The 22680-nt window shown below is 69.5% G+C and carries 25 protein-coding genes and 1 pseudogene; 10 read left to right on the forward strand and 16 right to left on the reverse strand.

Features of this window, described 5'->3' with window-relative positions:
• Positions 1 to 530 precede the first annotated feature (530 nt).
• The 3 genes from ABZ664_RS01840 to ABZ664_RS01850 all read right to left on the reverse strand — a co-directional run bounded on the left by ABZ664_RS01840 (position 531) and on the right by ABZ664_RS01850 (position 2747).
• On the reverse strand, positions 531 to 1391 hold the full coding sequence (locus ABZ664_RS01840; RefSeq protein ID WP_362501649.1) for an alpha/beta hydrolase: 861 nt from the start codon (positions 1389 to 1391) through the stop codon (positions 531 to 533).
• Positions 1392 to 1514: 123 nt separating this feature from the next.
• On the reverse strand, positions 1515 to 1802 hold the full coding sequence (locus ABZ664_RS01845) for a hypothetical protein (RefSeq protein WP_362501651.1): 288 nt from the start codon (positions 1800 to 1802) through the stop codon (positions 1515 to 1517).
• 9 nt (positions 1803 to 1811) lie between these two features.
• Entirely contained in the window at positions 1812 to 2747 is a 936-nt protein-coding gene (locus tag ABZ664_RS01850) for an AraC family transcriptional regulator (protein ID WP_362501653.1), read from the reverse strand.
• Between the two features lie 100 nt (positions 2748 to 2847).
• Here ABZ664_RS01850 and ABZ664_RS01855 point away from each other — a divergent pair, with 100 nt between their 5' ends.
• Positions 2848 to 3753, forward strand: coding sequence for an NADP-dependent oxidoreductase (locus tag ABZ664_RS01855; RefSeq protein ID WP_362502232.1), 906 nt, complete (start codon positions 2848 to 2850; stop codon positions 3751 to 3753).
• Positions 3754 to 3848: 95 nt separating this feature from the next.
• On the opposite strand, the gene ABZ664_RS01860 is transcribed toward ABZ664_RS01855, so the two are convergent.
• The 4 genes from ABZ664_RS01860 to ABZ664_RS01875 form a co-directional block, all read right to left on the reverse strand.
• Complete coding sequence (locus ABZ664_RS01860) at positions 3849 to 4598, reverse strand: dienelactone hydrolase family protein (protein ID WP_362501655.1); 750 nt, start codon at positions 4596 to 4598, stop codon at positions 3849 to 3851.
• A gap of 277 nt (positions 4599 to 4875) precedes the next feature.
• Positions 4876 to 6060 carry a serine hydrolase domain-containing protein gene (locus ABZ664_RS01865; protein WP_362501657.1) on the reverse strand — a complete coding sequence of 395 codons (1185 nt, stop codon included), beginning with the start codon at positions 6058 to 6060 and terminating at the stop codon, positions 4876 to 4878.
• 45 nt (positions 6061 to 6105) lie between these two features.
• Complete coding sequence (locus ABZ664_RS01870; RefSeq protein ID WP_362501659.1) at positions 6106 to 6483, reverse strand: hypothetical protein; 378 nt, start codon at positions 6481 to 6483, stop codon at positions 6106 to 6108.
• Positions 6484 to 6785: 302 nt separating this feature from the next.
• Positions 6786 to 7706 carry a MerR family transcriptional regulator gene (locus ABZ664_RS01875; RefSeq protein WP_362501661.1) on the reverse strand — a complete coding sequence of 307 codons (921 nt, stop codon included), beginning with the start codon at positions 7704 to 7706 and terminating at the stop codon, positions 6786 to 6788.
• 171 nt (positions 7707 to 7877) lie between these two features.
• On the opposite strand from ABZ664_RS01875, the gene ABZ664_RS01880 reads away from it, so the two are divergent.
• Positions 7878 to 8579, forward strand: coding sequence for a hypothetical protein (locus ABZ664_RS01880; protein WP_362501663.1), 702 nt, complete (start codon positions 7878 to 7880; stop codon positions 8577 to 8579).
• Here the strand turns inward: ABZ664_RS01880 and ABZ664_RS01885 are convergent.
• Positions 8528 to 9811, reverse strand: coding sequence for a histidine kinase (locus tag ABZ664_RS01885; protein ID WP_362501665.1), 1284 nt, complete (start codon positions 9809 to 9811; stop codon positions 8528 to 8530). The two genes, ABZ664_RS01880 and ABZ664_RS01885, sit on opposite strands and share 52 nt — an antisense overlap.
• Positions 9805 to 10497, reverse strand: coding sequence for a response regulator transcription factor (locus ABZ664_RS01890; protein WP_362501667.1), 693 nt, complete (start codon positions 10495 to 10497; stop codon positions 9805 to 9807). Before ABZ664_RS01890 ends, ABZ664_RS01885 begins: the two co-directional genes overlap by 7 nt.
• A 341-nt stretch (positions 10498 to 10838) precedes the next feature.
• On the opposite strand from ABZ664_RS01890, the gene ABZ664_RS01895 reads away from it, so the two are divergent.
• Positions 10839 to 11759, forward strand: a complete 921-nt coding sequence (locus tag ABZ664_RS01895) for a phosphatase PAP2 family protein (protein ID WP_362501669.1) — start codon at positions 10839 to 10841, stop codon at positions 11757 to 11759.
• On the opposite strand, the gene ABZ664_RS01900 is transcribed toward ABZ664_RS01895, so the two are convergent.
• Both ABZ664_RS01900 and ABZ664_RS01905 read right to left on the reverse strand, forming a co-directional pair.
• Complete coding sequence (locus ABZ664_RS01900) at positions 11696 to 12523, reverse strand: neutral zinc metallopeptidase (protein WP_362501671.1); 828 nt, start codon at positions 12521 to 12523, stop codon at positions 11696 to 11698. The genes ABZ664_RS01895 and ABZ664_RS01900 overlap by 64 nt on opposite strands.
• Positions 12524 to 12644: 121 nt before the next feature.
• Positions 12645 to 13646, reverse strand: a complete 1002-nt coding sequence (locus ABZ664_RS01905; RefSeq protein ID WP_362501673.1) for an AraC family transcriptional regulator — start codon at positions 13644 to 13646, stop codon at positions 12645 to 12647.
• A 197-nt stretch (positions 13647 to 13843) separates the two neighbouring features.
• Between ABZ664_RS01905 and ABZ664_RS01910 the strand changes: the two genes are divergently transcribed.
• Positions 13844 to 14287, forward strand: coding sequence for a DUF4345 domain-containing protein (locus ABZ664_RS01910; protein ID WP_362501675.1), 444 nt, complete (start codon positions 13844 to 13846; stop codon positions 14285 to 14287).
• Between the two features lie 79 nt (positions 14288 to 14366).
• On the opposite strand, the gene ABZ664_RS01915 is transcribed toward ABZ664_RS01910, so the two are convergent.
• Positions 14367 to 14885, reverse strand: coding sequence for an O-acetyl-ADP-ribose deacetylase (locus tag ABZ664_RS01915; RefSeq protein WP_362501677.1), 519 nt, complete (start codon positions 14883 to 14885; stop codon positions 14367 to 14369).
• A gap of 300 nt (positions 14886 to 15185) precedes the next feature.
• On the opposite strand from ABZ664_RS01915, the gene ABZ664_RS01920 reads away from it, so the two are divergent.
• Entirely contained in the window at positions 15186 to 15710 is a 525-nt protein-coding gene (locus tag ABZ664_RS01920; protein WP_362501679.1) for a hypothetical protein, read from the forward strand.
• A gap of 167 nt (positions 15711 to 15877) precedes the next feature.
• Positions 15878 to 16318, forward strand: a complete 441-nt coding sequence (locus tag ABZ664_RS01925; RefSeq protein WP_362501681.1) for a GNAT family N-acetyltransferase — start codon at positions 15878 to 15880, stop codon at positions 16316 to 16318.
• 70 nt (positions 16319 to 16388) lie between these two features.
• On the opposite strand, the gene ABZ664_RS01930 is transcribed toward ABZ664_RS01925, so the two are convergent.
• Positions 16389 to 16904, reverse strand: a complete 516-nt coding sequence (locus ABZ664_RS01930) for a DUF4240 domain-containing protein (protein ID WP_362501683.1) — start codon at positions 16902 to 16904, stop codon at positions 16389 to 16391.
• Positions 16905 to 17067: 163 nt separating this feature from the next.
• Here ABZ664_RS01930 and ABZ664_RS01935 point away from each other — a divergent pair, with 163 nt between their 5' ends.
• Entirely contained in the window at positions 17068 to 17382 is a 315-nt protein-coding gene (locus ABZ664_RS01935; RefSeq protein WP_362501685.1) for a hypothetical protein, read from the forward strand.
• 75 nt (positions 17383 to 17457) lie between these two features.
• Positions 17458 to 18375 carry an aminoglycoside phosphotransferase family protein gene (locus ABZ664_RS01940; protein ID WP_362501687.1) on the forward strand — a complete coding sequence of 306 codons (918 nt, stop codon included), beginning with the start codon at positions 17458 to 17460 and terminating at the stop codon, positions 18373 to 18375.
• Positions 18376 to 18406: 31 nt separating this feature from the next.
• Here the strand turns inward: ABZ664_RS01940 and ABZ664_RS01945 are convergent, their stop codons facing one another.
• Positions 18407 to 18679 carry an AbrB/MazE/SpoVT family DNA-binding domain-containing protein gene (locus tag ABZ664_RS01945; protein ID WP_362501689.1) on the reverse strand — a complete coding sequence of 91 codons (273 nt, stop codon included), beginning with the start codon at positions 18677 to 18679 and terminating at the stop codon, positions 18407 to 18409.
• Positions 18680 to 18836: 157 nt separating this feature from the next.
• Between ABZ664_RS01945 and ABZ664_RS01950 the strand changes: the two genes are divergently transcribed.
• Complete coding sequence (locus tag ABZ664_RS01950; protein ID WP_362501691.1) at positions 18837 to 19988, forward strand: HNH endonuclease; 1152 nt, start codon at positions 18837 to 18839, stop codon at positions 19986 to 19988.
• Between the two features lie 148 nt (positions 19989 to 20136).
• Here ABZ664_RS01950 and ABZ664_RS01955 read toward each other — a convergent pair whose 3' ends face one another.
• Both ABZ664_RS01955 and ABZ664_RS01960 read right to left on the reverse strand, forming a co-directional pair.
• Positions 20137 to 20823, reverse strand: a complete 687-nt coding sequence (locus ABZ664_RS01955) for a CGNR zinc finger domain-containing protein (RefSeq protein WP_362501693.1) — start codon at positions 20821 to 20823, stop codon at positions 20137 to 20139.
• Between the two features lie 64 nt (positions 20824 to 20887).
• Complete coding sequence (locus ABZ664_RS01960; RefSeq protein ID WP_362501695.1) at positions 20888 to 22105, reverse strand: MFS transporter; 1218 nt, start codon at positions 22103 to 22105, stop codon at positions 20888 to 20890.
• Between the two features lie 354 nt (positions 22106 to 22459).
• Between ABZ664_RS01960 and ABZ664_RS01965 the strand changes: the two are divergent.
• Positions 22460 to 22648, forward strand: a pseudogene (locus tag ABZ664_RS01965) (helix-turn-helix transcriptional regulator); the annotation flags it as partial.
• Positions 22649 to 22680: the final 32 nt, after the last annotated feature.

A 22680-nucleotide genomic window follows, 5' to 3' on the forward strand; every position in this document is an offset into this window, starting at 1 on the left:
CTGTCCTCTTCGAGCTCATGCATCACTTGTCGCAGCTGCGCGTCCACGGCCGGAACCCTTCATCTACCGCCGGTCCCAGCACGTCCGACGTTGGTACTCGTTTCACTGCGGCGGCTGCGCGTCCACGGCCGGGACCCTTTCAACTGCTCGGTCCTGGCACGTCCGACGTTGGTACTCGTTTCACTGCGGTGGCAGCGTGTCCACGGCCGGGACCCTTTCAACTGCTCGGTCCTGGCACGTCCGACCTTCTCTGCCCGTCTTTCTTCGTCGTCCTGCGATGTCCACGCTCGTCCGGGCAGTTCGTCGTGATGCCTACGTCCTGCTCTGCCCTCGTGGAACCGTTCCTTGCGATGTCAGGAACTCTATCCTCACTCGACGCGGATGTCTACCTCGGTCACTACAGATTTTCGATTCCATCAAAGCGAGGATTCGAGCGTGCGCGTCGAGAGCAGGGCGAACCTCCGGGCCCTGACGGCGATGACCCCTCGACCCCGCACCGGACGGTCACGCAGGAAACCGGTCCCTCGAGGTCAGCCGTGGAAGAAGTCGCCGAGGGCGGCGGCGAGAGCGTCCGGGGCCTCTTCCGCCATGTGGTGGCCGGAGTCGATCCCATGGCCGCGTACGTCGCCGGCCCAGTCCCGCCAGATTTCCAGCGGATCGCCGTACAGGTCTTCGAGGTCGTCGCGCAGCGACCACAGGGCCAGGGCGGGACACCGCAGCCGCACGCCGGCGGCCCGGTCGGCCTCCTCGTCGCGCAGGTCGACGGTGAGACCGGCCCGGTAGTCCTCCAGCATGGCCCGCACCACGTCGGGATTCCGGGTGGCCTCACGGAACTCGTCGTAGTTCTCCCGGCCCATGCTCTCCGGATCGCCGTGGTACCAGCTGTCGGGGTCGGCGTTGATGACGCGTTCCGGAGTGCCCGGCTGCGCGAAGAAGAACCAGTGCCACCACTGCGTCGCGAACTTCACGGTGATACGGGACAGGTGCTCGCTGATGGGCAGGCAGTCCAGGAGCGCCACCCGGGACACCGCGTCCTGGTGATTCAGGGCGAGGCGGAACGCGACGGCACCCCCTCGGTCGTGTCCGGCGAGAGCGAACCGGTCGTGTCCCAGAGAACGCATCACCGCCACCATGTCGTTCGCGACGGTGCGCTTGGAGTGCCCGGAGTGGTCGGGGGTGGGGGCCGGACCGCGCGAGCGACCGTATCCCCTCAGATCGGGACAGACAACCGTGAAACCGCGCTCGACGAGTAGAGGCGCGACGCGGTGCCAGGTCGCCGAGGTCCGGGGGTGACCGTGCAGCAACAGCACCGGCGGGCCCTCCCCGCCGTAGCGGGTGAGAATGGACGCCTCCTCGACCTGGACCGATTTTTCCTCGAAGCCTTCGAACATCGCTCCAGTATTTCCGAGGGGGACGATCGCAACCGTCTCAGGCGATCGGACTGGGGGCGCCCCGTGCTCAGGGATGATCTCCGCTGGGCCGCCGTCGGCCTCCGGGGAGGCCGAGCGCGGAAATCAGCGGATGTCTCCCTCCCACGTCGGGGTGGACCCGCCGGCGGCGACGCCGAGGCGTGGTGCCTCGACGGTCTCGACCGCCGAGGCGCGCCCCCCGGCTTTCTGAGAGATCGGCCGCTCGGGCGCGAGCTGGGCGAGGGCGAGCAGCAGGAGTTCGCCGCTGGAACAGCCGAGGCGCTCGCCGCGCCCCAGCTCAACGACGCGTCGCATGACCTCGTCGGGGGTGAAGCCCATCGCGACGGCGACGCGTCGGGCGGCTTGCAGGAGTTCGTGGTCTCGGGGCACCATGACGTTGTTCTACCCACTGCGGCGGTATCTGCCGGGGGCGGTGCCGTACCGGCGTTTGAACGCGTTGGCGAAGGCGAACTCCGAGGTGTAGCCGACCCTGGTCGCGACGGAGTGCAGCGGGGCGTCGGATTCGCGCAGGAGTCGGGCGGCGATGGTCATCCGCCACCAGGTCAGGTAGGTCAGCGGCGGCCGGCCGAGCAAAGCGGTGAAGCGGCGGGCGAACGGCGCCCGGGACAGTCCCGCCTCGGCGGCGAGCGTCGCGACGGTCCACGGTCGCGCAGGGTCGCTGTGCATGGCCTGCAGCGCGGCGGTGGTGGCCGGGTCGTTGAGCGCCGCAGCCCAGCCCGTGCTCTCGGAGACCGGCCGCCGGTCGAGCCAGGCGCGCAGGATGTGCAGCAGCAGCGTGTCGAGCAACGCGGGCACGATGGCGTCCGTACCGAGGCGGGGGCCTTCCACCTCGCGCGCGAGCAGGTCGACGGTGGAGCGCAGTTCGGGGTGTCGCCCGAGGTGCGCGGGAAGGTGGATGAGTTCGGGAAGATCGTTCAGTAGCGGATGGGTGCGGGCCGGGTCGAGGTGATACCCGCCGCAGAGCGTCACGGCGGCCGGAGCGCCGGCGCCCTCGGGGGCGCCGACGGTGTCGGTGACGTAGCGCTGGAGGAACCGGGGGTCACCCGGGTCGCAGTCGGGCGCGACCGGCGAGGTCGACGGGCTGTCGGCCAGCGTGTGCCCGCGCCCGTGGGGCCGGAACACGACATCCCCGGCGACCAGTTGCACCGGGTCGCCGTCCGGCCCGATGAGCCAGCACGGTCCCTGAAGGATCACCTGCAGACCGATGGCCCCGGGTATCGGGGCGAACCGCTGCGCCCACGGGGCGTGCCAGGCCACCCGCGCCGAGCGCGGCTGTCCGGCCCGCATGACCGCGATCACGTCGCTGAGCACGTCCATACGGCGAGGATATCCCTGCGGAGACGATCGATTATGAATAAGGGATCGACAAGCATGGTTCGTCTCGCTGCCTGCCCGTAGCTTCGACCGCGTGAAAGCCATGCGAATCCACGAGTACGGTGACGCCTCCGTCATCCGCCACGACGACATCCCCAGGCCGGTGCCCGGCCCGGGGGAGGTGCTGATCGACGTCGCCGCGACCTCCTTCAATCCCTCCGACATCGGCCTGCGCCGAGGGCTCCTGCGCTCGGTCTTCTCGCTCGACCTGCCGTACACGCTCGGCGGGGACGTCGCCGGTACGGTCGTCGAGGTCGGTGACGGCGTGCGCACCCTCGCCGTCGGCGACCTGGTCGTCGGCCGGCTCGACGGCGGAGGCGCCGCGGCCGAGTACGTCACCGCCGCCGCGGACACCCTGGTCAAGCCGCCGGCCGGTGTCCCTCTCGCGCACGCCGCCGCCCTCCCCATCGCGGGTCTCACCGCGTGGCAGGCGGTGTTCGAGCACGCGGACCTCACGTCCGGGCAGCGGGTGCTCGTCAACGGCGCGGGCGGCGGCGTCGGAGGGTTCGCGGTCCAGCTCGCCAAGCACACCGGGGCGTACGTCATCGCCACGGCCGGTCCACGCAGCGCCGAGGCGGTCCGCCGCCTCGGCGCGGACCAGATCGTCGACTACACGGCCACGCCCGTCGCCGAAGCGCTGGACGAACCGGTGGACGTGGCCCTCCACATCGTCGCGGTCGGCGCGAGGCCACTGGTGCCGCTGGTCCGGCCAGGCGGCCTCGTCGTGTCCATGACCGTTCCGCTCAGGCTCCCCGCGGACTCCCCGGTGACCGCGAAGCACTTCGTGGCCCGCAACGACACGAGCGACCTCGCCGCCCTGGTCAAGCTTGTCGACGCGGGCGTCGTCCGTCTCGACATCTCCGAGTCCCGCCCGCTCGCCGACCTGGCCGCGGTACACCGCGACGCCGAGTCCGGCCGTACCCGCGGCAAGATCATCCTCGTCCCCTGAGGAAATCCTCATGACCGTGATCACCGGGTCCCGGCCGCCGGCGTGCGGGCCAGGGACTCCGGGCGTACGTCAGGTGTGGTCTCCGAGCCGGAGTCTCAGCCGTCGGCCAGGGTGCGGCCGAGGAGGGGGAGCAGGCGGTCCCAGTGGCGCCGCAGTGCGGCGGGGTCGAAGGCATCGGTGTCGGACATGGTGAAGCCGTGGACGGCACCGGGGTAGACCTCGGTGGTGTAGGTGAGCCCCGCGGCATCCATGGCCTGGTTGAGCTCGCCGATGGCCTCGGGCGACATGTCGGTTTCCGCGAGGCCGAGGTGGACCTGGGCGGTGAGTTCGGGAACGAGGAGGTGCGGGCTGTCGGGCGCGTCGGTGACCAGCGGGCTGGGGTGGAATCCGGCGAAGGCGGCCACCTGGCCGGGGTGGGCCGCCGCGGTGCGCATCGCCAGGACGGCGCCCATGCAGTAGCCGACCACGGCGACCGGCCCGGTGCCGACCTCGGGCCGGGTGGTGAGGAAATCGAGGTAGGCGTCGGCGTCGCCCAGGACGCGTTCGGTGGTGTGCGCCTGGGCGAGGGGCAGCAGCTGGGCGAAGAGCGCGGGCCGGACCTCCTTGGTGATGTGCTCCGGAAGTTCGACCACCGGTGCCGGCCCGTGCCGGTAGTAGAGGTTGGGTACGAGCACGTAGTACCCGTGCTCGGCCAGTTCGCGGGCCATCTCTCTCAGCACGGGCCGCACACCGAAGATGTCCGTGTACATCAGCACGCCCGGATGCCGTTCGCCGCCGTCGGGGAAGGCCGCCACGGCGTCGGCGTGGCCGTCCGGGGTGGGAATCTGCAGTGTCCTGGTGGGCATGGCGGATCTTCCTTCCTTCGGCTGATGCCGGTGCACGACCTGGTGTCAGGTCTGTCGGGAGGTGAGGTTGACCGGAGATCAATCTAGCGATGATCCGCGATCACCGAGCGAACCGGTATCAAACCCCGAAACCGTACGAAGGGAGCTGTTGTTCATCGGCGCCTGGGGCTTCGGGGCGAGGTCTCCGAACGGCATGACGAGCCGCTTCGTGACCAGGAAACCGATTCGGCGCCTGCGGATCACCGCCGGAGGGCCGTCGCGGGACGGTTAGCGGGGCCTACCGGGCCCGGAGTTCGAGTGCGTCGTGGACCGCGCCGAGGAGGGTGGCGGCTCTGTGGTCCGGTACGCCTTCCTGGAGACGGTTCATCACGTAACCGAAGGCGAGGCCGTTCGCCGGGTCGGCGAAGCCGAGCGATCCCCCGTAGCCGGGAAACCCGAAGGCGGTCGGGCTGTACCAGAAGGCGTCCGGCGTCGGCAGGCCGAAACCGGTGCCGATCCGGACGGGCACTCGCAGGACCCGGTCGATGCCGGCGACCTGTTCCGCGGTCGCCGCGGCCAGGGTGTCGGGCGTGAGGACGCGATGTCCGTCGATCTCGCCGATGAGCGCGGCGTAGAAACGGGCGAGCGAGCGGGCCGTGCAGATGCCGTTGGTCGAGGGCATCTCGGCGGCCTGCTCGGCGGGGTCGTCGTGGTCCGGCAGCGGCGTGATGACGGACATCGCCCGCCTGGTCAGCGACGTGGGGTCCGCGTACGCCGCCATCACCTCGCGTGCGGGCACGGGAAGGGCGTCCAGGTCGATCCGGGTGAACGCGTCCAGATCGATCGGGTCGGCGACGATCCGGCTGACCCGGTGCGACTCGGTTTCCGGCAGCCCGATCCACAGGTCCAGGCCGAGCGGTGCGGCGATCTCCTCGGCGAGGAACGTGCCGAGGCTGCGGCCGGTCACCCGGCGGACGACCTCTCCGACCAGCCAGCCGTAGGTGTGCGCGTGGTAGCCGTGCGCGGTGCCCGGCTCCCAGGAGGGACGCTGGGCGGCCAGGGCGGTCACCATCGGATCCCAGGCGATCGCCTCGGCCGGGGTGATCGGGTGGTCGATCACGGGCAGTCCCGCCTGGTGGGTGAGCAGCCAGCGGACCGGGACGCGCTCCTTGCCGTTCGCCGCGAACTCCGGCCAGTACGCGGCGACGGGTGCGTCGAGGTCCAGTTCGCCCCGCTGGGCGAGCAGGTGCGCGCAGGCGGCGGTGACGCCCTTGGTGGTGGAGAACACGACCTGCACGGTGTCGCGCTCCCAGGGGCGGCCGGTCTCGGGATCGGCGATCCCGCCCCACAGGTCCACGACCTTCCTGCCGTGCAGGTAGACGCCGACCGCGGCGCCCACCTCCTGTCCACCGGCCAGGTTGGCCGCGAACGCCTCGCGCACCCCTTCGAATCCCGGTGCGGTGCTCCCACCGATTTCGGGCATGCGTCATCGCCTCTCGTCTCGTTTGTGGTGTGTCGCCGAAAAGTGCTACCGGCGCCATTTCTCGATGAGCCAGGCACAGATCTCCGGCTCGGTCATCTCGGGAAACTCTTCGGTGAACGTGACGAGCGCGCGCATCGCCTCGTCCCGATGCAGGCCGCGTGCCGTCGCCGCCCTCAGATACTCCTGGCGTGCCGCTGAGGGGCGGCCTCCGCCCGCGCCGCGGCCCGGCAGGCCGTCACGCCACCGCGTGATCTCCTCCAGCCGGTCGGCCCGCCAGCCGGGAGCCCCGTCGACCTCGACGTCGGGCTCCGGAAAGGGGTGGCTCGAACCGCTCGGATAGCGGGAGCGCCATTTGTGCACCGCGTGTCGGCTCACCCCCAGCGCCTCGCCGATGCCGAGAACGCCGAGGAAGTGTTCGGTCATGGCGCACCAACTTGTCTGTTCGGCCTCCTTTACGGGTCTCATTACTACCACTCGCCGCCTCGCCCGAGGCGAAGCCCCACGTCCACGGGATGCGTAAAACGTCGTCTTTGGTAGAGACGATGTTAAGGGAGAGCGGTAAACGTCGTCAACGATGAAGACGAGGTTCTTCCTCTCGTGGCGGTCCGCCGCGAAGCCGTATTGACGACCACGAAGGCGAACCGGCCCGGGATCGGAACCCGGGGACTCTCACCTCCGGACGGTGCCGGCCGCCCCCGGAGCCCGTCTCCGAGGGCGGTCGCGGATCAGGACGCGCGCAACGCGGCGATGAACCATTCGAAGTCGGGGACCCTGGGCGGAAACGGCGGCCTGCCGTTCAGCACACCCACGAGCTGCCAGTACCGCTCCACCCGGCGGTCGGTGAACGTCTCCACCTGGTCGGCCAACCGGGCGCGGTCCGCGGCGGACAGCCCCGGATCCACGATCAGACCCAGGATCGCCCTGCCCTCGGCAGATTCAGGACCGATGCCGGCGGCCACCGCTCTCCCCGCGTGCTCAAGGACGAGGGCGGGGTCGTACGGCTGCGGTCCTTCGTCGCCGGAGGTGGCGCCGGGTGCGGCACCGGCCACCGCCATCTGCCGTGCGCGCTCCTGGAAGCCGGCGTCGCCCAGGAGTTCGGCGAGCTCCAGCCACGCCTCGGCCTGCTCCGGGGTGGGATCGTCCGGCAGCTCCGCGGGAAGCCGGCGCATCGAGGCCGCGATGTGGGCCCCCGGCGCCTGCGGGTCGATGCCGTCGAACGTACGGTCGACGAAGTCATCGATCATTCGCTGCCGCTCCTGAGCGGACAGGCGGATCAACCTGTGCATGCGTATCATCTCCTCGGTCGTGCTCTCCTGTTCGGCGATCGACCGCAGCACCGCCCGGCGCAACCGCAGGGAGCGGATCTGGGTGTCCACCGCCCGCATGTGCGCCCGCGCGACATCGGCCACCGTGCACTGCCTGGTCAGCACCTTCTGAACGGTGTCGAGGTCCAGCCCCAACTCGCGCAGCGTTCGCACCAGGTCAAGCCGGGCCACCGCCTCCATGTCGTACAGACGAAAACCACCCGCCGACCGGCGCGTCGGCGGGATGACGTCGATGTCGGACCAGAAGCGGATCGTGCGCACCGACAGGCCCGTGCGATCGGCGAGCTGTCCGATGGTGAGCAGTTGGTCGCGGTCGTTCACCACAGCAGCATCAACCCTCCAGTAACTGGAGAGTCAAATCGATTACGGCGGTCCGCCGGACGGCGGAGCGGCGATAGACCATGAGGAGGACGACACGCGCCGCGTCGTTGCCTAGCGTTCCCGTCCTCGCCCGCCGGTCCAGGTGCGGGCCGGAACGCAAGGGAAGATCTCATGCCATCGCTCTCCAATCCACTCGGCTTCCGCAGATGGGCCGCAGGGGTGTGTCTCATCGTCGCGCCGCTCCTCTACATCGTGGGCGTCATCGTCGACCCGGCCCTGCGGCAGGGGGGTGACACCACCGGCGTCTACGGCAGATATCCGGAGCAGGTCTCGGTCAGTGCCTCGCTGCTGCACTGGAGCTGGGTGCTGCTGATCCCGGGAATTATCGGGATGATCCACCTCATCCGGCACCGGGGAGTCGTCTTCGGCCATCTCGCCGGTGGTCTCGCGCTGCTCGGCGTGGTGAACTTCTCCGGGCTGATGCTCGGGGACTTCTTCTACTCCCGGCTCGAACGCGCCCTGCCGCCCGCCGAGGGCGCGAAGCTCGCCGAACAGGCGTTCGCCGACCCCGGGGCCGTCTTCGGGTTCCAGATCCCGGGCTTCCTCGGGCTGCTCGGGTTGTTCCTGCTCGGCCTGGTCCTGGCCCACGCCGGCCACGGGCCGTGGTGGGCCCCTTTCGCGATCATCGCGGGTATCCTCGGCGCCCCGGTCTTCCCGATCGGCACGGTCGTGGGGGGCCTGCTCTACCTGGCCGGTTCCGGCGCGATCGGGCTGCGGATGCTGCGGATGAGCGACGCGGAGTGGGCCCGGCAGGAAACGGCTCAGCCGGTCGCCACCGAGGTGTCCAGTGGGAACCGGGCGACCACCCGGTAACCGCCGCCGGGCAGGGGACCCGCGGACAGCTCGCCGTCGTGCATCGCGGTCCGCTCACGCATACCGATCAGCCCGTGCCCACCCGAGCGCCGCCCTTCTGAAGGCCGCCATTCCGAGTGCCGCTCTTCCAAATGCCGTCCGTCCGAGCGTTGTCCGTCCGAGTGCCGTCCGTCCGAGCCGGGTACGTCGGCCGGGGAAGTGCCGTCGCCCGTGCCGTCGTCGCTGATCTCCACATCCAGCCCGGTCGGCCCGTGGGTGACGACGACCTCGGCGGCGGCGCCGGGAGAGTGCTTCAGCACGTTCGTCAGAGCCTCCTGGATCACCCGGTAGGCGGAGAGCGCGAGTCCCGGCGGCAGGGGGCGCGGCTCACCGGTGACCCGGAGGCGGACGTCCAATCCGGCCGCCCTGACCTGCGTGACCAGCTCGTCGAGCCGCTCCAGGCTCGGCTGGGAGATGCCGGGGTCCGGATCGCCGGTCCCGCGGAGCACTCCCAGCATGAGCCGGAGCTCCTCGACCGCCTCGCGACCCGCCTTCTCGACCCCGAGCAGCATGTCGCGCTCCCGCCGGTGCTCCTCGCCGAGCCGCATCCGCACCCCGCCCGTGTGCAGGGTCATCACGCTCACGTTGTGCGAGACGATGTCGTGGAGCTCCCTCGCGATCCGGGCCCGTTCCTCCGCCACCGCCTGCCGGGCCCGCTCCTCGCGTTCCACCTCAAGGCGGATGGTGCGTTCCGCCAGCCGCAACGTCCGGTCGATCTGGCGACGCAGCAGGATGCCGCTCCCGTACGCCACCCCGATGAAGACGGCGCTGATCATGAACTCGGCGATGTCGTTGCGCTGGAACGTCTGCAGGCCGGCGTACGCCACCAGTACGCACGCCAGCCCCGCGAGCCCGCGGCGGCTCCGCAGCTCCGCGGCGCTCGCCACGGTGTGCACGAGGATGAGCGTCGAGTAGAAGTGCCAGGCGGCGTAGTAGCCGTCACCCGCCACCGCCCGTACGGCCAGACCGATCGCGACGAGCGCGATGAGCAGGGCCGTGGGGAACCTGCGCCGGAGCAGCAGCAGTGTCCCGGCGACGACCGCCCCCACCGCCAGCGGCACCGGATCGCTGATCTGGCCGGGCTGGGAGCCCTGACGGCCGAAGGACTCGACGAGACCGGTGATCACCACGGCGAGGGAGAGAAGGAGATCCAGCCAGGTCGGCCGCCAGTCGCCGAGCAGTCTCCTCAGCACGAGCGGTCCTGCTGTCCTGGCCGCACGATCCCGGCCTCGTAGGCGAACACGACCGCCTGGATCCGGTCGCGCAGGCCGAGTTTGTGCAGTACCCGGGCGACGTGGGTTCTGATGGTCGCGTCGCCGACCTGGCACTCCCGTGCGATCTCAGGGTTGGACAGTCCTCGGGAGAGCAGGCGCAGTACCTCCAGTTCGCGCGGGGTGAGCGTGGCCAGCTCCGGCGGCGCGACCGGTTCGTGGTGCGTGGCGAACGAGGCGATGACCCGCATGGCGGCCGCCGGGTCGATGAGCGCCTCGCCGGCCGCCGCCACCCGCACCGCCTCGATGAGCTGCTCGGGGGGCGAGGACTTGAGCAGGAAGCCGTTCACTCCGGCGCGGAGCGAGGCGTACAGGTTCTCGTCGGTGTCGAAGGTGGTCAGCATGACGATCCTGGGCGGATGCGGGTCCGCGAGCAGTCGCCGGGCGGCGCTCAGGCCGTCCATTCGGGGCATCGCGATGTCCATCAGCAGCACGTCCGGTCGTAGCCGCCGGGTCACGGAGAGGGCTTCCACTCCGTCGCCCGCCTCCCCGACGACCTCGATGTCCGTCGCGGCCTCCACGACGAACCGCAGCCCGGTGCGGATCATGGCCTGGTCGTCCGCGATGACCAGCCTGATCCTCGCGAGACGGGTTGTCGTGCCAGGCATGCACAGCATGCTACCCATGACGCCCACCCCCCATTTTCGTGCGGGGTACGGGCCGGCCGCGTCCGTCGTACGGCGGAGCGGGGATCCGTCACCCGGCGGACGGCCGCGGCTACGGCGTCTCGGTCGGGTTCGACCCGCCGGTGGAGGCGAGGCCGTGGCGGGACGGCGTGAGGCCGTGGCGAGGCCGGGACGGGTCGGTGGCGTACGGCGGCCGATCGCGGAACGCGCAGAGAGCGGGGGCTTTCCTGACATCTGGCCGCGAGTGACCACCGGCCTTCATCTCAACTTTAAATGTTGTTCATTTAGGCGTTATGCCGCGTTCCTTCTTATGATCATCCGCTATGAAGACTGACGGTGGGAACAATCTCCGCAACCGGCTGCTCGGCTCGACCGCGTCGCTGGCCCTGGGAGCCGGGGCCGTCGCCTGGCTTTCGCCGGAGGGAACGGACGGGAGCGGTCCGGCGAAGGTCGTCGAAGGCGTCTCGGCCTCCGGCTACCGATCGGTGACCGAGACGATGGCGAACGCGCCCACCTGGGCGAGCACGGCGATGGAGATCGCCAGCGAGGGCACCCTCGTCATCCTCGGCCTGCTCCTCGTCGGAGTGTGGTGGACCGCCCTGCGCCGGGGGGACGCACGCGGCGTCGCGGGAACCGTCATGATCGGCGTGGGAACCGTCACCGCCTACGCGATCAGCGAGACGGTGAAGCTGATGGTGGTCGAGGAACGCCCCTGCCGGGTGGTACCGGGAGCCGCGGCGGCGATCGCGGAGTGCCCCGAAGTGGGGGACTGGTCGTTTCCGAGCAATCACGCCACCCTCGCCGCCGGACTCGCGGTCGGACTGGCCCTGCTCCGTCCCCGCCTCGCCGCGGTGACCCTGCCGCTGGCCGCGGCGGCGGCGCTGCTCCGGGTGATGGTGGGGGTCCACTACCCGCACGACGTGCTCGCCGGTGTGATCCTCGCCGCAGGCGTGGTGACGGCGGTGCTGCTCGCGTTCACGCCGCAGGTGGTGCGACTGGTGTCGCCGCTGCTGGAGCGCCTGGGCCGGAACGGCTCCGGCCCCGAGGGCGGATACGCCGACCGGCCGGTCGCCCCCGTCGGCAGACACCGCGCCGGCCCGAACCCCGGAGGCTCCGGCCGGTACGGGCAACCGGCTGGAGCCGAAGCCCTCACCGCGCCGCGTCGGCCGAGGCTCGCGGGTCAGGACACCCGGGACGGCACAGCGGTCCAGGTGTCGCAGGCGGCGGGGGAGACCGCCCGGTAGCCGCGTTCGAACCAGCGGACCCGGTTGGCGCCGCTGCCGTGGGTGCGGTACTCGCCCTCGTCGCCGTTGGCGCGGAGTGTCTCCGACAGTGCCTTCCAGTCCTGCTCGGTACGGGGCAGGGAGTCTCGTACGCTGCCCAGGAACACCCCCGACAGGCAGTCGGCCTGGAGCTCGTAGCGGCGGCGGAGCTCGAAATGACGGGTGCGCTCGGCGCGGACGCGCCTTTCGAAATGCTTCCTGATGCCGGTGAGGCTCTGCAGGTGGTGGCCGTACTCGTGGGCCGCGACCTTGAAGGGGTACAGGTCGGTCCTGTCCTCGATCCAGAGGCCGGTGAGCGGGAACACGAGCGTGGCCCGCTCCGTGCAGTAGAAGGCGTCCGCGCCCGTGGGCCAGGGGATTCCGCAGACGCGCCGCCCGGGCTCGGAGTAGATGCGGACCGTGGGCGTGCGGAACCGCAGCCCGGCCCGGGCGAAGTGCGCGGACCACGAGGTTCTCAGACATCTCGTGACCGCGGTGAGATACTCGCCCGGCCGCGGGATGCCCCTGTCGATGAGCGGCGGCTCCGGGCACGAGATGGCCGCCAACCTGCCGGACTTCAGCAACGAGGGCTTGGGTGCGGCGGCCTGCCTCGGAGACGAGGAGCCGGGCGCGGCGGCACGCTTCAGGGAGGAGGCGGCGTTCGTCACCGGTATGGGCTCAGGGGAGGCGGCCTGCGCGGCTCCGGCGGGCAGGACGGCAAGACACACGGCGGACAACAGGGGCAAGCGTCGAAGAGGTCGCGGAGAACCGGTACGGAGCGGGAGGAAGCGCACGATCGGACAGCTTAGAACTCCCGACTCAGAGCTTCCGACTTAGGACTCCCAACGCCTTCACCACCCACGCGGCTCAACGCGCCGAGGCGCCGTCCCACCCTCGCGCCGTCAGGATCACCTCGTCCGCCGACTGGCGGACGTTGCCCGGTGGCACACCGAAGGCCCGTTTGAACGCCCGGCAGAACGCCGCCTCGGACTGGTAGCCGAAGCGGCGGGCGACCACCGAGAGCGGCTCCGATGTGCGCCGAAGGTGCATGCGGGCCAGTTGCATGCGCCAGTGGGCGAGATAGCGCATGGCGGACTCGCCGACCAGGTCGGTGAACCGCGCAGAGAAGGCCGAACGCGACATGCCGACCTCCCGTGCGAGCGAGGCGACGCTCCACTGCCGTTCGGGCGCGCGGTGGAGCAACGCGAGCGCCTGTCCCACCTGCTCGTCGCGCAGGGCGGCCAGCCAGCCCCGGTTCGCCTCGGGCGCCGAGTCGAGCCAGGAGCGGATCGCCTGGACGACGAGGATGTCGGCGAGCCGGGTGATGACGGTCTCCCCGCCCGGCCGCAGGGTGAGAGCCTCGCGGGAGATGAGCTGGAGCGTGCTGTTGAGCCAGTTGGCGGCGTCCTCGTCCCAGGCGTCGATGTGCAGCACCTCGGGAAGCTGCGCGACGAGACGCTGGGCCGCCACGTGGTCGAAGCGTACGACGCCGTAGGTGGCGTGTGTGAGGTCCCCGCCACCACCGTGGCGCATGATCTCGTAGCACTCGCTGACCTGCTCGACCGGTATGTCGAAGAGCGGTTCGACGTCGGCTCCGGGATCGCTCCGCAACCGGTGCGGGGTGCCGTGCGGGATCAGGGTGAGGCTGCCCTGCCGGAGCAGGCGCGGCTCGGCTCCGTCGACCTCCAGCAGACAGTGGCCCGCGGTGACGACCAGCAACGCCATCGACCCGTCGAGCGTCGGCACGTCGACCCCCCACGGCGCGGTGAGCTCGGCGCGGCAGTACAGGGTGCCGGTGAGCCGGAGCAGGTGCAGGCTCTCGCCCAGCAGGTCGGCGGGGGCGGGGAACGGGCGGGGGACGCTCGGCACAGACCTCATCATGCCTGATTGACCGTCCACGAATCTGGACGAACGGCAAAATAAGGCGGACCTTTTTCTATTGTTGATCCAGGTATGTCGCACAAGACTGGACTCACCAGCAACCAAGGGAGCATCCGGACCATGCGCCGTACCCTCGTCACCTTTACCGACTTCTGCCGTACGGCCGCCGACTCCGGGGCGTGGAGATGACGAGCCCGCCGTACCAGCCGGAGGGCGCGACGAGGATGCGGCACGCGAGGCCGCTGAGACTCGTCCTGCTCGTGTCCGGCGCGGTGATGATCGGAATAGGCGCGGCCGTCCTGTTCGCGCCCGCGGCCTTCCACGGCACCAACGGCATCGAACTCGGGAGCGACGCCGGCCTGCTCAGCGAGATCAGGGCCGCGGGCGGCGCGCTGCTCGCGGCCGGCGCACTGATCGCGCTCGGCGCGTTCGTCGCACGACTGGCCTTCACCGCCACACTCGCCGGTGCCGGGATCTACCTCTCCTACGGCCTGTCCCGCCTGCTGAGCATCACCCTGGACGGGATACCGGCGAGCGGGCTGGTGCTCGCGACCGCGTTGGAACTGGCCATCGGGCTGGCCTGCGTCTTCGTTCTCGTACGGTATCGCCACCGGGACACCTCGGTCTGAGCCGGTGGGCGCGAGGCGGTCGAGGTGTACGGCATGCGGGTCGATCGGTCGAGCCGGACCGTTCGACGCTCATGCCCCCTCAGGAGCCCTCGCTCTCAAGTGTCCTTTCGAAGACGCCGTAGGCGTCGGAGGTGAACAGTACGAGCCGCAGGTCGGTGACCCCGGTCGGTGCGGCACGTACGGTGCCGATCGCGATGCGGGCGGCGTCGTCGATGGGCCAGCGGTAGACGCCGGTGGATATCGCGGGGAAGGCGACACTGGTGGCACCCAGCTCGTCGGCGACCCGCAGGGATTCGCGGTAGCAGGAGGCGAGCAGGTGCGAGCGGTTCTCGGTGGCGGAGAAGACGGGACCGACGGTGTGGATGACCCAGCGGGCCGGGAGCTCACCCGCGACGGTGGCCACGGCCTGGCCGGTCGGCAGTCCCTCGCCGTAGTGCGAGGCGCGCAACTCGCGGCAGGCGGCGAGGATCGCGGGGCCGCCACGCCGGTGAATGGCCCCGTCGACCCCGCCACCTCCCAGCAGTGAGGAGTTGGCGGCGTTGACGACGGCGTCGACCCGCTGCGCGGTGATGTCCCCCTGGACCAGCGTGATTCTCATAGGAACGAGTCTGCCGGCGGAGTCTCGACGCGGTTCGCCGCTCGCCGGTGGCGGGGTTTCGGAACCGCGCCGTCCCGTCGCCGCCGGCCGTCAGAGCGTGAGCATTGAGGCTGCTCCCTTAAGCAGGTGATACGCATGCCCTATTTTCGACGGAAGTGTCGCATTTTTTGATGAAATGAGCAATATATGTGACAAAGAATGCCATTTGTGCATTTAAGTAACAATGCGCATTTCTTGAAGACGTGTTTCTGGTAATGATGAGTTGTAATGTTCTCCGACATCGACTCGTCAGGAGCGCCGATGAGAAGACTGCTGACCGCCATCGCCGTCGCGGTGGCCACCGTCATGTGCCTCTCTCCCTCCTCGGCAGGAGCATCGACACAGATGCTCGGCCCCAGCTCGAACGTCTGCGCAAACGCCCCCATCCCCACAGGCTCGATGCCGACGGCCTACTTCGACTGGTACCAGTGTGGTCAGCCCGGCACCATCTACTACAACGCGAAAACCGTCAAGGTCATCAGCGACACCCCCGCCGGCGGCACGGTGACCACCTGCATCACGCCTCCGCCCCCGGCCGGGTTCTACGCCACGGAGCTGTCCTACTCCAACAGCTGTGAAATCAGCAAAACCCCCAACGGCGTACTCAACAACCAGCAGAACCTGACCAACCTCAACGGGCTGCCCTCCGGCCGCACACTCATCATCTGCGGCGTCCAGTCGGCGCCGCCCGGCTGGACGGTCACCGCCGTCGTGCAGTCCTACCTGTGCGTGTACGTCCGAGGCGGCGGGGTCGGCGACAACGCCGTATCGATCCGCAAGCTCTGAGCCCGACGGTCACCGAGCCTGACACCCCGGCCGGGGTGTCAGGCTTTCTCGACAAACGACGCCCAGAGGGCCGCACGCCCCGTGCTACGTGGCAGGGCCTCCTGATCACGATGCGGCCACACTCAACGGAGTTGACGGCCGAGGCGTCGCTGGGATCTCCTGCTGCGGTGTCCGATCTTCGCATTCAGCAGCCGGACGGCGACGCCGCCTTCAAGAGCTGGCAGTACGTCCATAACGTGATCATTCCTACCCACCCTCTCTCCCTGGAGGAGGTGCGGGAACGCGCCCGGCGCCACCATCTGGAGATCGCGTACCTCGATGACGAGCTCGTGGGCTGCAGTACGGTGCGCCCGCCGACGGGCGAGACCCTGACGGCCACGGTCATCGCCCGCGTACTCGCCGCTCACCGCAGGCGGGGGTTCGGCGAGGAACTGTACGCGCGTGGACTCGATCGGGCCCGTGAGCTGGGGGCCGAGGTGATCGAGACCGTCGTCCTGTCCTCCAACGAGGACGGACTGCGGTTCGCGCTGGAACACGGCTTCGTGGAGATCGAGCGATACCTGCTGCCCGGAGACACCATCCCCTGGATCGACCTGCGGCTCTCCTGATCGGACCCGGCCGAAGTTCGATCGAAAGGGCTCCTGGCAAGGAGTGGTCTGCGGGGTGAGCCGAACCCGGTCAGCGAGGCCAGCCGGCCGGGTTCGAACACGACTCGCGGGAGATTCCCGATCCGGTGTCAGGGAAGGTCCCATGGCGCTCGTTGTGCAGATGGGCGAAGAAGTAACACATCCTCTCGCAGTCGGCATCCAGCACCGCCTTCTTCGGATCCTCGGCCACCGCGGCGTAGAAGTCGCGGCCCATCGCGACGATGAAGCCACGCGCGTAGAGGAAACCGTCATCGGAACCGTCGGTGACCGCCTGGATGTCCGCGCGGTCGATGTCGTACAGCTTCGCCTCGACCACCCGATCGAGATCCGTCAGCTCGTCCGCCGACAACCCCTCGCTGAGAGAGCCGAGGTTGCTCAGGAACTCCTTCAGGGCGGCTTCGACCACGACAAGCGGCGGCTTGCCGTGAAGATCCTCATCGGGGGCAGGCGTCCGATGTGTCAGCTCCCATCGCGCCTGATTGACCTCCACCCCCAGCGGCGCCCAGGCCGCCTCCACCAGGCCCCAGAGACCTTCCTCGGTCTTCACGCTTGTCGCCCCTCTCGTATCGGTGCCGCTCACCCAACCAGAGAGCACTGACAATCAGTCGCCGTCCGGGCGATGACCAGCGTGAAGGCCGTCTTGGCAACGCCATCGGCGTCATCGCCCAAAAGGGAGGACACCTCCGCTGAGCTGTGCCTACTGTTAGCGCATGGTGCCCTTGCCGTTCTGTACGGCCATCGTGGAGTTGACCCAGGTCCAGGGGGAGTTTCTCTCCAGCCTTCCGTGCCCAGGACTCATCGTGGAGCCCTACATGCGGTGCTCTCTGGAGGCGGGACATCGCGGCCGGCACGTCACCCTGGCGCAGGGCTCGTCGGTCACGGACTGGTGGGCGACCTGGAGCACCGAGGACATCCACGGGGAGCTCAAGGTGCTTCCGAACTGTCTGGCCACCGAGCCGATCAGCGAGGACGCGTGCTCGCTGCCGGACGGGCATGTGGGCAGACACAGCTTCGAGTTCCTCTGACCGGCTCTTCTTGTCCTCCATGCAGCTCAGAAGTGACCTGACCCTGCGAACGGGGTCCGGCTACTGTTGCCTCGCATGACGCACACCGAGATCGAGATCACCGCGGAACTGGTGCGGGACCTGCTGCGCGACCAGCACCCCGACCTGGCCGATCACCCTGTGCGGCTCGGCGCGCGTGGCTGGGACAACCAGCTCTGGCGGCTCGGCGACGACCTTGCCGTCCGGTTGCCCTGGGCGACGCGGTCCGCGGACGCGCTGCTGCGCAAGGAATACACCTGGCTGCCCGCTCTCGCCCCTCGCCTTCCGCTGCCGGTTCCCGTCCCGCAGCGCCTCGGCGAGCCCTCCGCACGATTTCCGCGCCCCTGGATCGTCACCACCTGGGTGCCGGGCACACCGGCCGACCGCGCTCCCGTCGCACGCGCCGCGGAGGCGGCCACCGCCCTGGCCGCCTTCCTGACCGCCCTTCACCAACCCGCCCCCGAACAGGCGCCCGCCGGCCGGTTCCGCGGAGGGCCGCTGGCCGACCACTCCGAGGGCGTTTCCACCCAGCTCGCCTCGGCCACCGAGCTGGGGCTCATTCCCGACCCGGACGCCGTCCGCGCGGTCTGGGAAGACGCCGTCGCCGCGCCCGGCTGGGCCGGACCGGCACGATGGCTTCACGGCGACCTGCATCCGGCCAACATCCTCACCGAGGACGGCACCATCTGCGGCGTGATCGACTTCGGTGACCTCTGCGCGGGCGACCCGGCCTGTGACCTCGCCGCCGCCTGGATCCTGCTGCCGGACGAAGCGGTCGACCGCTTCCACGCCGCCTACCAGCCGACCCCGGACGCCGCGACTCTGCGCCGCGCCCGCGGATGGGCGGTGGGCCGCGCCCTGGCGGGCATCCTCATCGGAGACGCCGGCGTCCACGGCCGCCCAGGCGGCAAGCCCACCTGGGGCCCACCCGCCCACGCCTCACTACGACGCCTCATCGCAACGGCCCATCGCTGATCAACCGCTCGCTACGCCCTGTCGGCACCCGTCACCTCCAGCTCGCGCGGCTTGCCTCGACATCCATGGACTCGGTGAAGCCCGGGATGACACCGGTCACCCCGTCGAGGCGGCTGCGGTGTCGCCGGATGACGATGTGCCCACCCTCTTCGGCGATGTCCACCAGGTCTCCCGGATGAAGGCCGAGCGTGCGCAGGACCGCCGCAGGCAGGGTCACCTGGTTCCTGCTGGAGATGCGTACCGGTCCCGTACGCCTGGCACGGGTCCGCTCGCCGTGATCCATGCCCTTTGCTTCAGCCGTCACAAGTAAAGCCTGAACTCTGTCGCCCATGGTGTGCGGTCAATTTCAGGAAGTCACCGCTGTCGATGCAGAGGATTTCGGTCAACGCTGCGGCTGACCTTAAGTCCGGTTTCGCCTGAAATCAGCAGCGGTTCCGACGACGTCCGCATAGGCTTGTGGGGTGGCGCTTTCCGAACTTCGACGGGAGATGGTGCTCGACGCCATCGACGAATTCGACAAGCTGGGCCGCGACGCCTTTCTCAAGGAGTACGGCTACCGGCCCGCCCTCGGTTACTTCCTCGTGTATGACGGCAAGCGGTACGACTCCAAGGCGATCGCCGGAGTCGCGTACCGGGGAGTCAGCGGTACGCCCCTGCATCCCGGGGAGTTCTCCGGTGGGAACGCAACCGTTGCCAAGGTGCTCGGCGGCCTGGGCTTTGAGGTGACGAAACCGGGGCAGACTGCCGAAGTGCCCTCCGTCGAAGACCTCTTACAGAAGGTCGACTCGCTCAAACCCTCCGTTTCTCCCGCGACCGGTGCGCGGAAACGGCATCAGCCGTTGACCCTGCTCTGGGCGATCGGCCGCGCGGCCCAGGGCAAGCCACGCCTGCGGCGGTGGGAGAGCACCTACCGCGAACTCGGGCGGCTCATCGAGGAGTTCGGTCTCGAAGAGGACCGGCCCAACCCGGAGTTCCCCGTGCTGTGGCTTCACCACCACGGTCTCTGGGACCTGCCGGGCCACGCCGACATACCGGCTGCCAGTGGTCGGCACGCGCAGCAGTGGATGAAAGAGCACGAGCCGGACAGCGGCCTGCTGCCATGGGCGTACGAGATCGTCACCGACCGGGAGGACGTTCGTGCCCAGATCGTCGTGAGGCTGCTCAGCGCGTACTTCCACGGCGTCGACCACAACAGGCTTCTCGCGCGGGTCGGACTCGACGCGGTGTCCTCTCCGGCCAGCCGCCGCGAGATGATCGTGGAGCGCATCATCCGCGACTCCCTGCTCTCCGAGCAGATCAAGGGCGCGCACGACTTCCACTGCCAGATCTGCGGCGACCGGCTCGCCCTCCACCGGGGCTTCTACGCCGAGGGTGCCCATATCCGCCCGCTCGGAAAGCCGCACAACGGCCCCGACGAGCCCGGCAACCTGCTCTGCCTCTGCCCCAACCACCACGTCCTGCTGGACCGAGGGATGATCACCATCCAGGCGGACCTTACGGCGAAGGACACGGTGTCCGGCGCCTCGCTCGGCCGTCTCCGAGTCGTCCAGAACCACGAGATCAGCCAGGATCACCTCGACTACCACCGGCAGAACATCGCCAAGCAGAGCTGAGCCGAGGTTCTTCCCGGCAGGGCGAGGGCGGGGACGCCATCATCGGTGGGCAGGGTCGCACCAAGCCGCCGATAACATTCCAGCCGGGCGCGAACGGCGTGTTGCTCGCGGTCTGGGTGCGGCGTCGACCGTTGATCGCGTACGAGTCCTACGGGGTGCCGCCCCGGGCGGCGCGGCGGCGCTCGGTGAGCCGCCGGGCCTTGGCCGTGTTGCCGCAGTCGGCCATGCGGCACCAGCGGCGGGAGCCGTTGCGGCTCTGGTCGAGGAACAGCCATCCGCAGCCGCCGTCGCGTATGGGGCAGCGGCGTACCCGGGGCAGGTCGGCCGTCCGCAGGACGTCGAGTGCGGCCTCGGTGACCCGGTCGGGTATCAGCATGGCGGGTATCGTGCCGTAGGTGAGCCGCACCTGCGGCGGGTCGCCTCTGTCGAGCACCAGCGTGGCTCTGGCCGCTGCCCCGGCCCATCGCTCGTGCAGCACGACCAGGGCGGCCCCGGCCGCGATCGGATCCCCCTCGCCCGCGTTGTCCACCGACCCGCCGTCGGCGGGCCGGATCGTTGCGAGCACCACGAGGTGCAGCCCTTCCCGGATGTCGCGTACGGTGGCCAGCCCCGCCTGCGCCGACGCGGGATCGTCGTGCCACGCCTGGTCGGCCCGATCGCGCTCCGCGTCGCTGATCAAACCTGCCCTGGCCGCCCAGCGCAGCAATGCGGGGGCGTCGGACAGATAGTCGTGTGGCGGCCCGCCGTCGAGCGGTACTCCTCGTTCGAGCGTGTTGACCAGATCGAGCGCGGGGTGCCCGCCGACCAGGGGAAGGTGTCCCACGTCGAGCGTCATGCCCTTTATGCTACCACTCAAGACAGAAAAGGAGGTTGCACGGTTTGGTGCGTTGAGTATTGGATCACGTGACTCGGGCGCCCTCGGGCAGGGGGGCGGCGGCCATGGCCGGTGCGCCCTTCCGTCGGCTGGACAGGAACGGCTCGGCGAGAACGATGGCGAACGCCGCCAGGCTGAGCAGCGCCCCGGCCAGTGCCGTGCTGCGCACGCCCGGACCGGGCAGGAGCACGCTGCCGAGGAACGCGCCCGCGGTAATGCCCACATTGAACGCCATGGAGGTAGCGGCGCTCGCCATGACCGACTCGCCCGGCGCGTACACGAGCACCCGCGATCCCAGTACGGCGGTCAGGCCTGCGAGAGTGAAGCCGGACAGGGATATCGCGATGACGGCCCCGACCGGGGAGGCGCCGAACGCGTACTGCCCGGCGAGCGCCAACGTCTGTAGGCCTATGAGCCCCGTCATGGTGCTCCAGCCATGGCGGTCGACGAGGTAGCCCACCATGAACACTCCGGTCAGGCCCGCGATCCCGCGTACCAGCAGAAGCGGGCCGATCGATGACTCGGTGAAGCCACTGACGTCGCTCAGGAACGGGCTGATGTAGGTGAACGCCGTGAACGCGCCGGTGACCGCGACCGCCGTGGTGGCCACGATCGACAGGTACCGGCCGCGGTCGGGCGCGCTGCCCCGGTCCGCCGCGCCCTGCCCGGCGGGCGTGTCGGGCAGGACGGCCGCGATCGTGGCGAGGACGAGCAGGGCCAGGCCGCTGAGCGCGAGGAACGCCACCCGCCAGTTGGTCTGCTGGCCGAGCCATGTGCCGGCCGGGATGCCGGTCAGCGCGGCGCTGGAGGCGCCGGCGTACAGGATGGACAGGGCCCGGCCGCGCACCTCGGTCCGGAAGAGGCCGGCGGCGGCGGGCGTCACGATGGCCCAGAACAGTGCCTGGCTCAACGCTGTCACCATCCGGGCGCCCATGAGCAGCCAGTAGTTCCCCGCCATGGCTGACAGGCAGGTCGCCACGACGAAGATGCCCAACAAAACGCACAGCAGCCGCCGCCGGGGCAGCCGGCGAGTCAGTCGCGTGAGCGGCAGGGACACCAGCACGATGATCAGGCCGTATCCGGTGACCAGGAGCCCGACCGCTGACGGGCTGGTGCCGAGATCCTGGGCGATCAGGGGGAGCAGGCCGATGGGCAGCGACTCGGTGGTCACGTAGATGAACACCGCCAGGGTCAGAGCGGTCAGTGCGACGATCGCCGACTTGCTTCCGAAGCGTTCTTGCACGCGGTCTCCTCACTGGTTCACCATCGTTCGGGATGATGAAGGTAGCTTCTTCGTGTCGCCTCGCGGAAATATCCTGTTGAACATGAATTTAGACGTTTACATGCTACCGGTCAATGCGTTTTAGACGGTACATCGACAGCTGTGCAGGAGCCCGAGCGCAGGGGGGCTTCCGGCCATGTCATGCGCCTGGAAATTCAACAGGGTCGCAGGGGCGTACCGGCCGGGCTACCCATCGGCACCGCCCAAGAAGCCCTCGACTGCGCCTGCGATCTCTACCTCAACCACTGACCCCCGACGAACTTCCGGACGGGCTCACTTAGCCCCGCCCGGCAGGCCGCCGAAGCTCTCGGATGGCGCCTTCGTGAGATTCGTACGGGCGCCAACCTCACCGGCCGTGCCCTGGCGGCCGAAGCGGGCTGGCATTACACCAAGGTCAGCCGCTTGGAACACGGCGGCAAGACCTCCACCGAGGAAGAGCTCCGGATCTCGTGTCGGATTTGCGACACCGAGGAGTGGATCCCAGAAGCTCATCGGCCTGGATGAGGGGCCACTTCCACGTCAGCGCCAGCGTTCCC

This window comes from Streptosporangium sp. NPDC006930 (assembly GCF_040635605.1).
Taxonomy (GTDB): Bacteria; Actinomycetota; Actinomycetes; order Streptosporangiales; family Streptosporangiaceae; genus Streptosporangium.

Bases quoted from the DNA above. Each gene is read 5' to 3' on its own strand.
- ABZ664_RS01895 (WP_362501669.1), top strand. From the start codon at position 10,839: ATGAAGACTGACGGTGGGAACAATCTCCGCAACCGGCTGCTCGGCTCG.
- ABZ664_RS01935 (WP_362501685.1), top strand. From the start codon at position 17,068: ATGGTGCCCTTGCCGTTCTGTACGGCCATCGTGGAGTTGACCCAGGTC.
- ABZ664_RS01920 (WP_362501679.1), top strand. From the start codon at position 15,186: ATGAGAAGACTGCTGACCGCCATCGCCGTCGCGGTGGCCACCGTCATG.
- ABZ664_RS01860 (WP_362501655.1), bottom strand. From the start codon at position 4,598: ATGCCCACCAGGACACTGCAGATTCCCACCCCGGACGGCCACGCCGAC.
- ABZ664_RS01880 (WP_362501663.1), top strand. From the start codon at position 7,878: ATGCCATCGCTCTCCAATCCACTCGGCTTCCGCAGATGGGCCGCAGGG.
- ABZ664_RS01855 (WP_362502232.1), top strand. From the start codon at position 2,848: ATGCGAATCCACGAGTACGGTGACGCCTCCGTCATCCGCCACGACGAC.
- ABZ664_RS01955 (WP_362501693.1), bottom strand. From the start codon at position 20,823: ATGACGCTCGACGTGGGACACCTTCCCCTGGTCGGCGGGCACCCCGCG.
- ABZ664_RS01910 (WP_362501675.1), top strand. From the start codon at position 13,844: ATGACGAGCCCGCCGTACCAGCCGGAGGGCGCGACGAGGATGCGGCAC.
- ABZ664_RS01940 (WP_362501687.1), top strand. From the start codon at position 17,458: ATGACGCACACCGAGATCGAGATCACCGCGGAACTGGTGCGGGACCTG.
- ABZ664_RS01850 (WP_362501653.1), bottom strand. From the start codon at position 2,747: ATGGACGTGCTCAGCGACGTGATCGCGGTCATGCGGGCCGGACAGCCG.
- ABZ664_RS01890 (WP_362501667.1), bottom strand. From the start codon at position 10,497: ATGCCTGGCACGACAACCCGTCTCGCGAGGATCAGGCTGGTCATCGCG.
- ABZ664_RS01845 (WP_362501651.1), bottom strand. From the start codon at position 1,802: ATGGTGCCCCGAGACCACGAACTCCTGCAAGCCGCCCGACGCGTCGCC.
- ABZ664_RS01915 (WP_362501677.1), bottom strand. From the start codon at position 14,885: ATGAGAATCACGCTGGTCCAGGGGGACATCACCGCGCAGCGGGTCGAC.
- ABZ664_RS01840 (WP_362501649.1), bottom strand. From the start codon at position 1,391: ATGTTCGAAGGCTTCGAGGAAAAATCGGTCCAGGTCGAGGAGGCGTCC.
- ABZ664_RS01870 (WP_362501659.1), bottom strand. From the start codon at position 6,483: ATGACCGAACACTTCCTCGGCGTTCTCGGCATCGGCGAGGCGCTGGGG.
- ABZ664_RS01865 (WP_362501657.1), bottom strand. From the start codon at position 6,060: ATGCCCGAAATCGGTGGGAGCACCGCACCGGGATTCGAAGGGGTGCGC.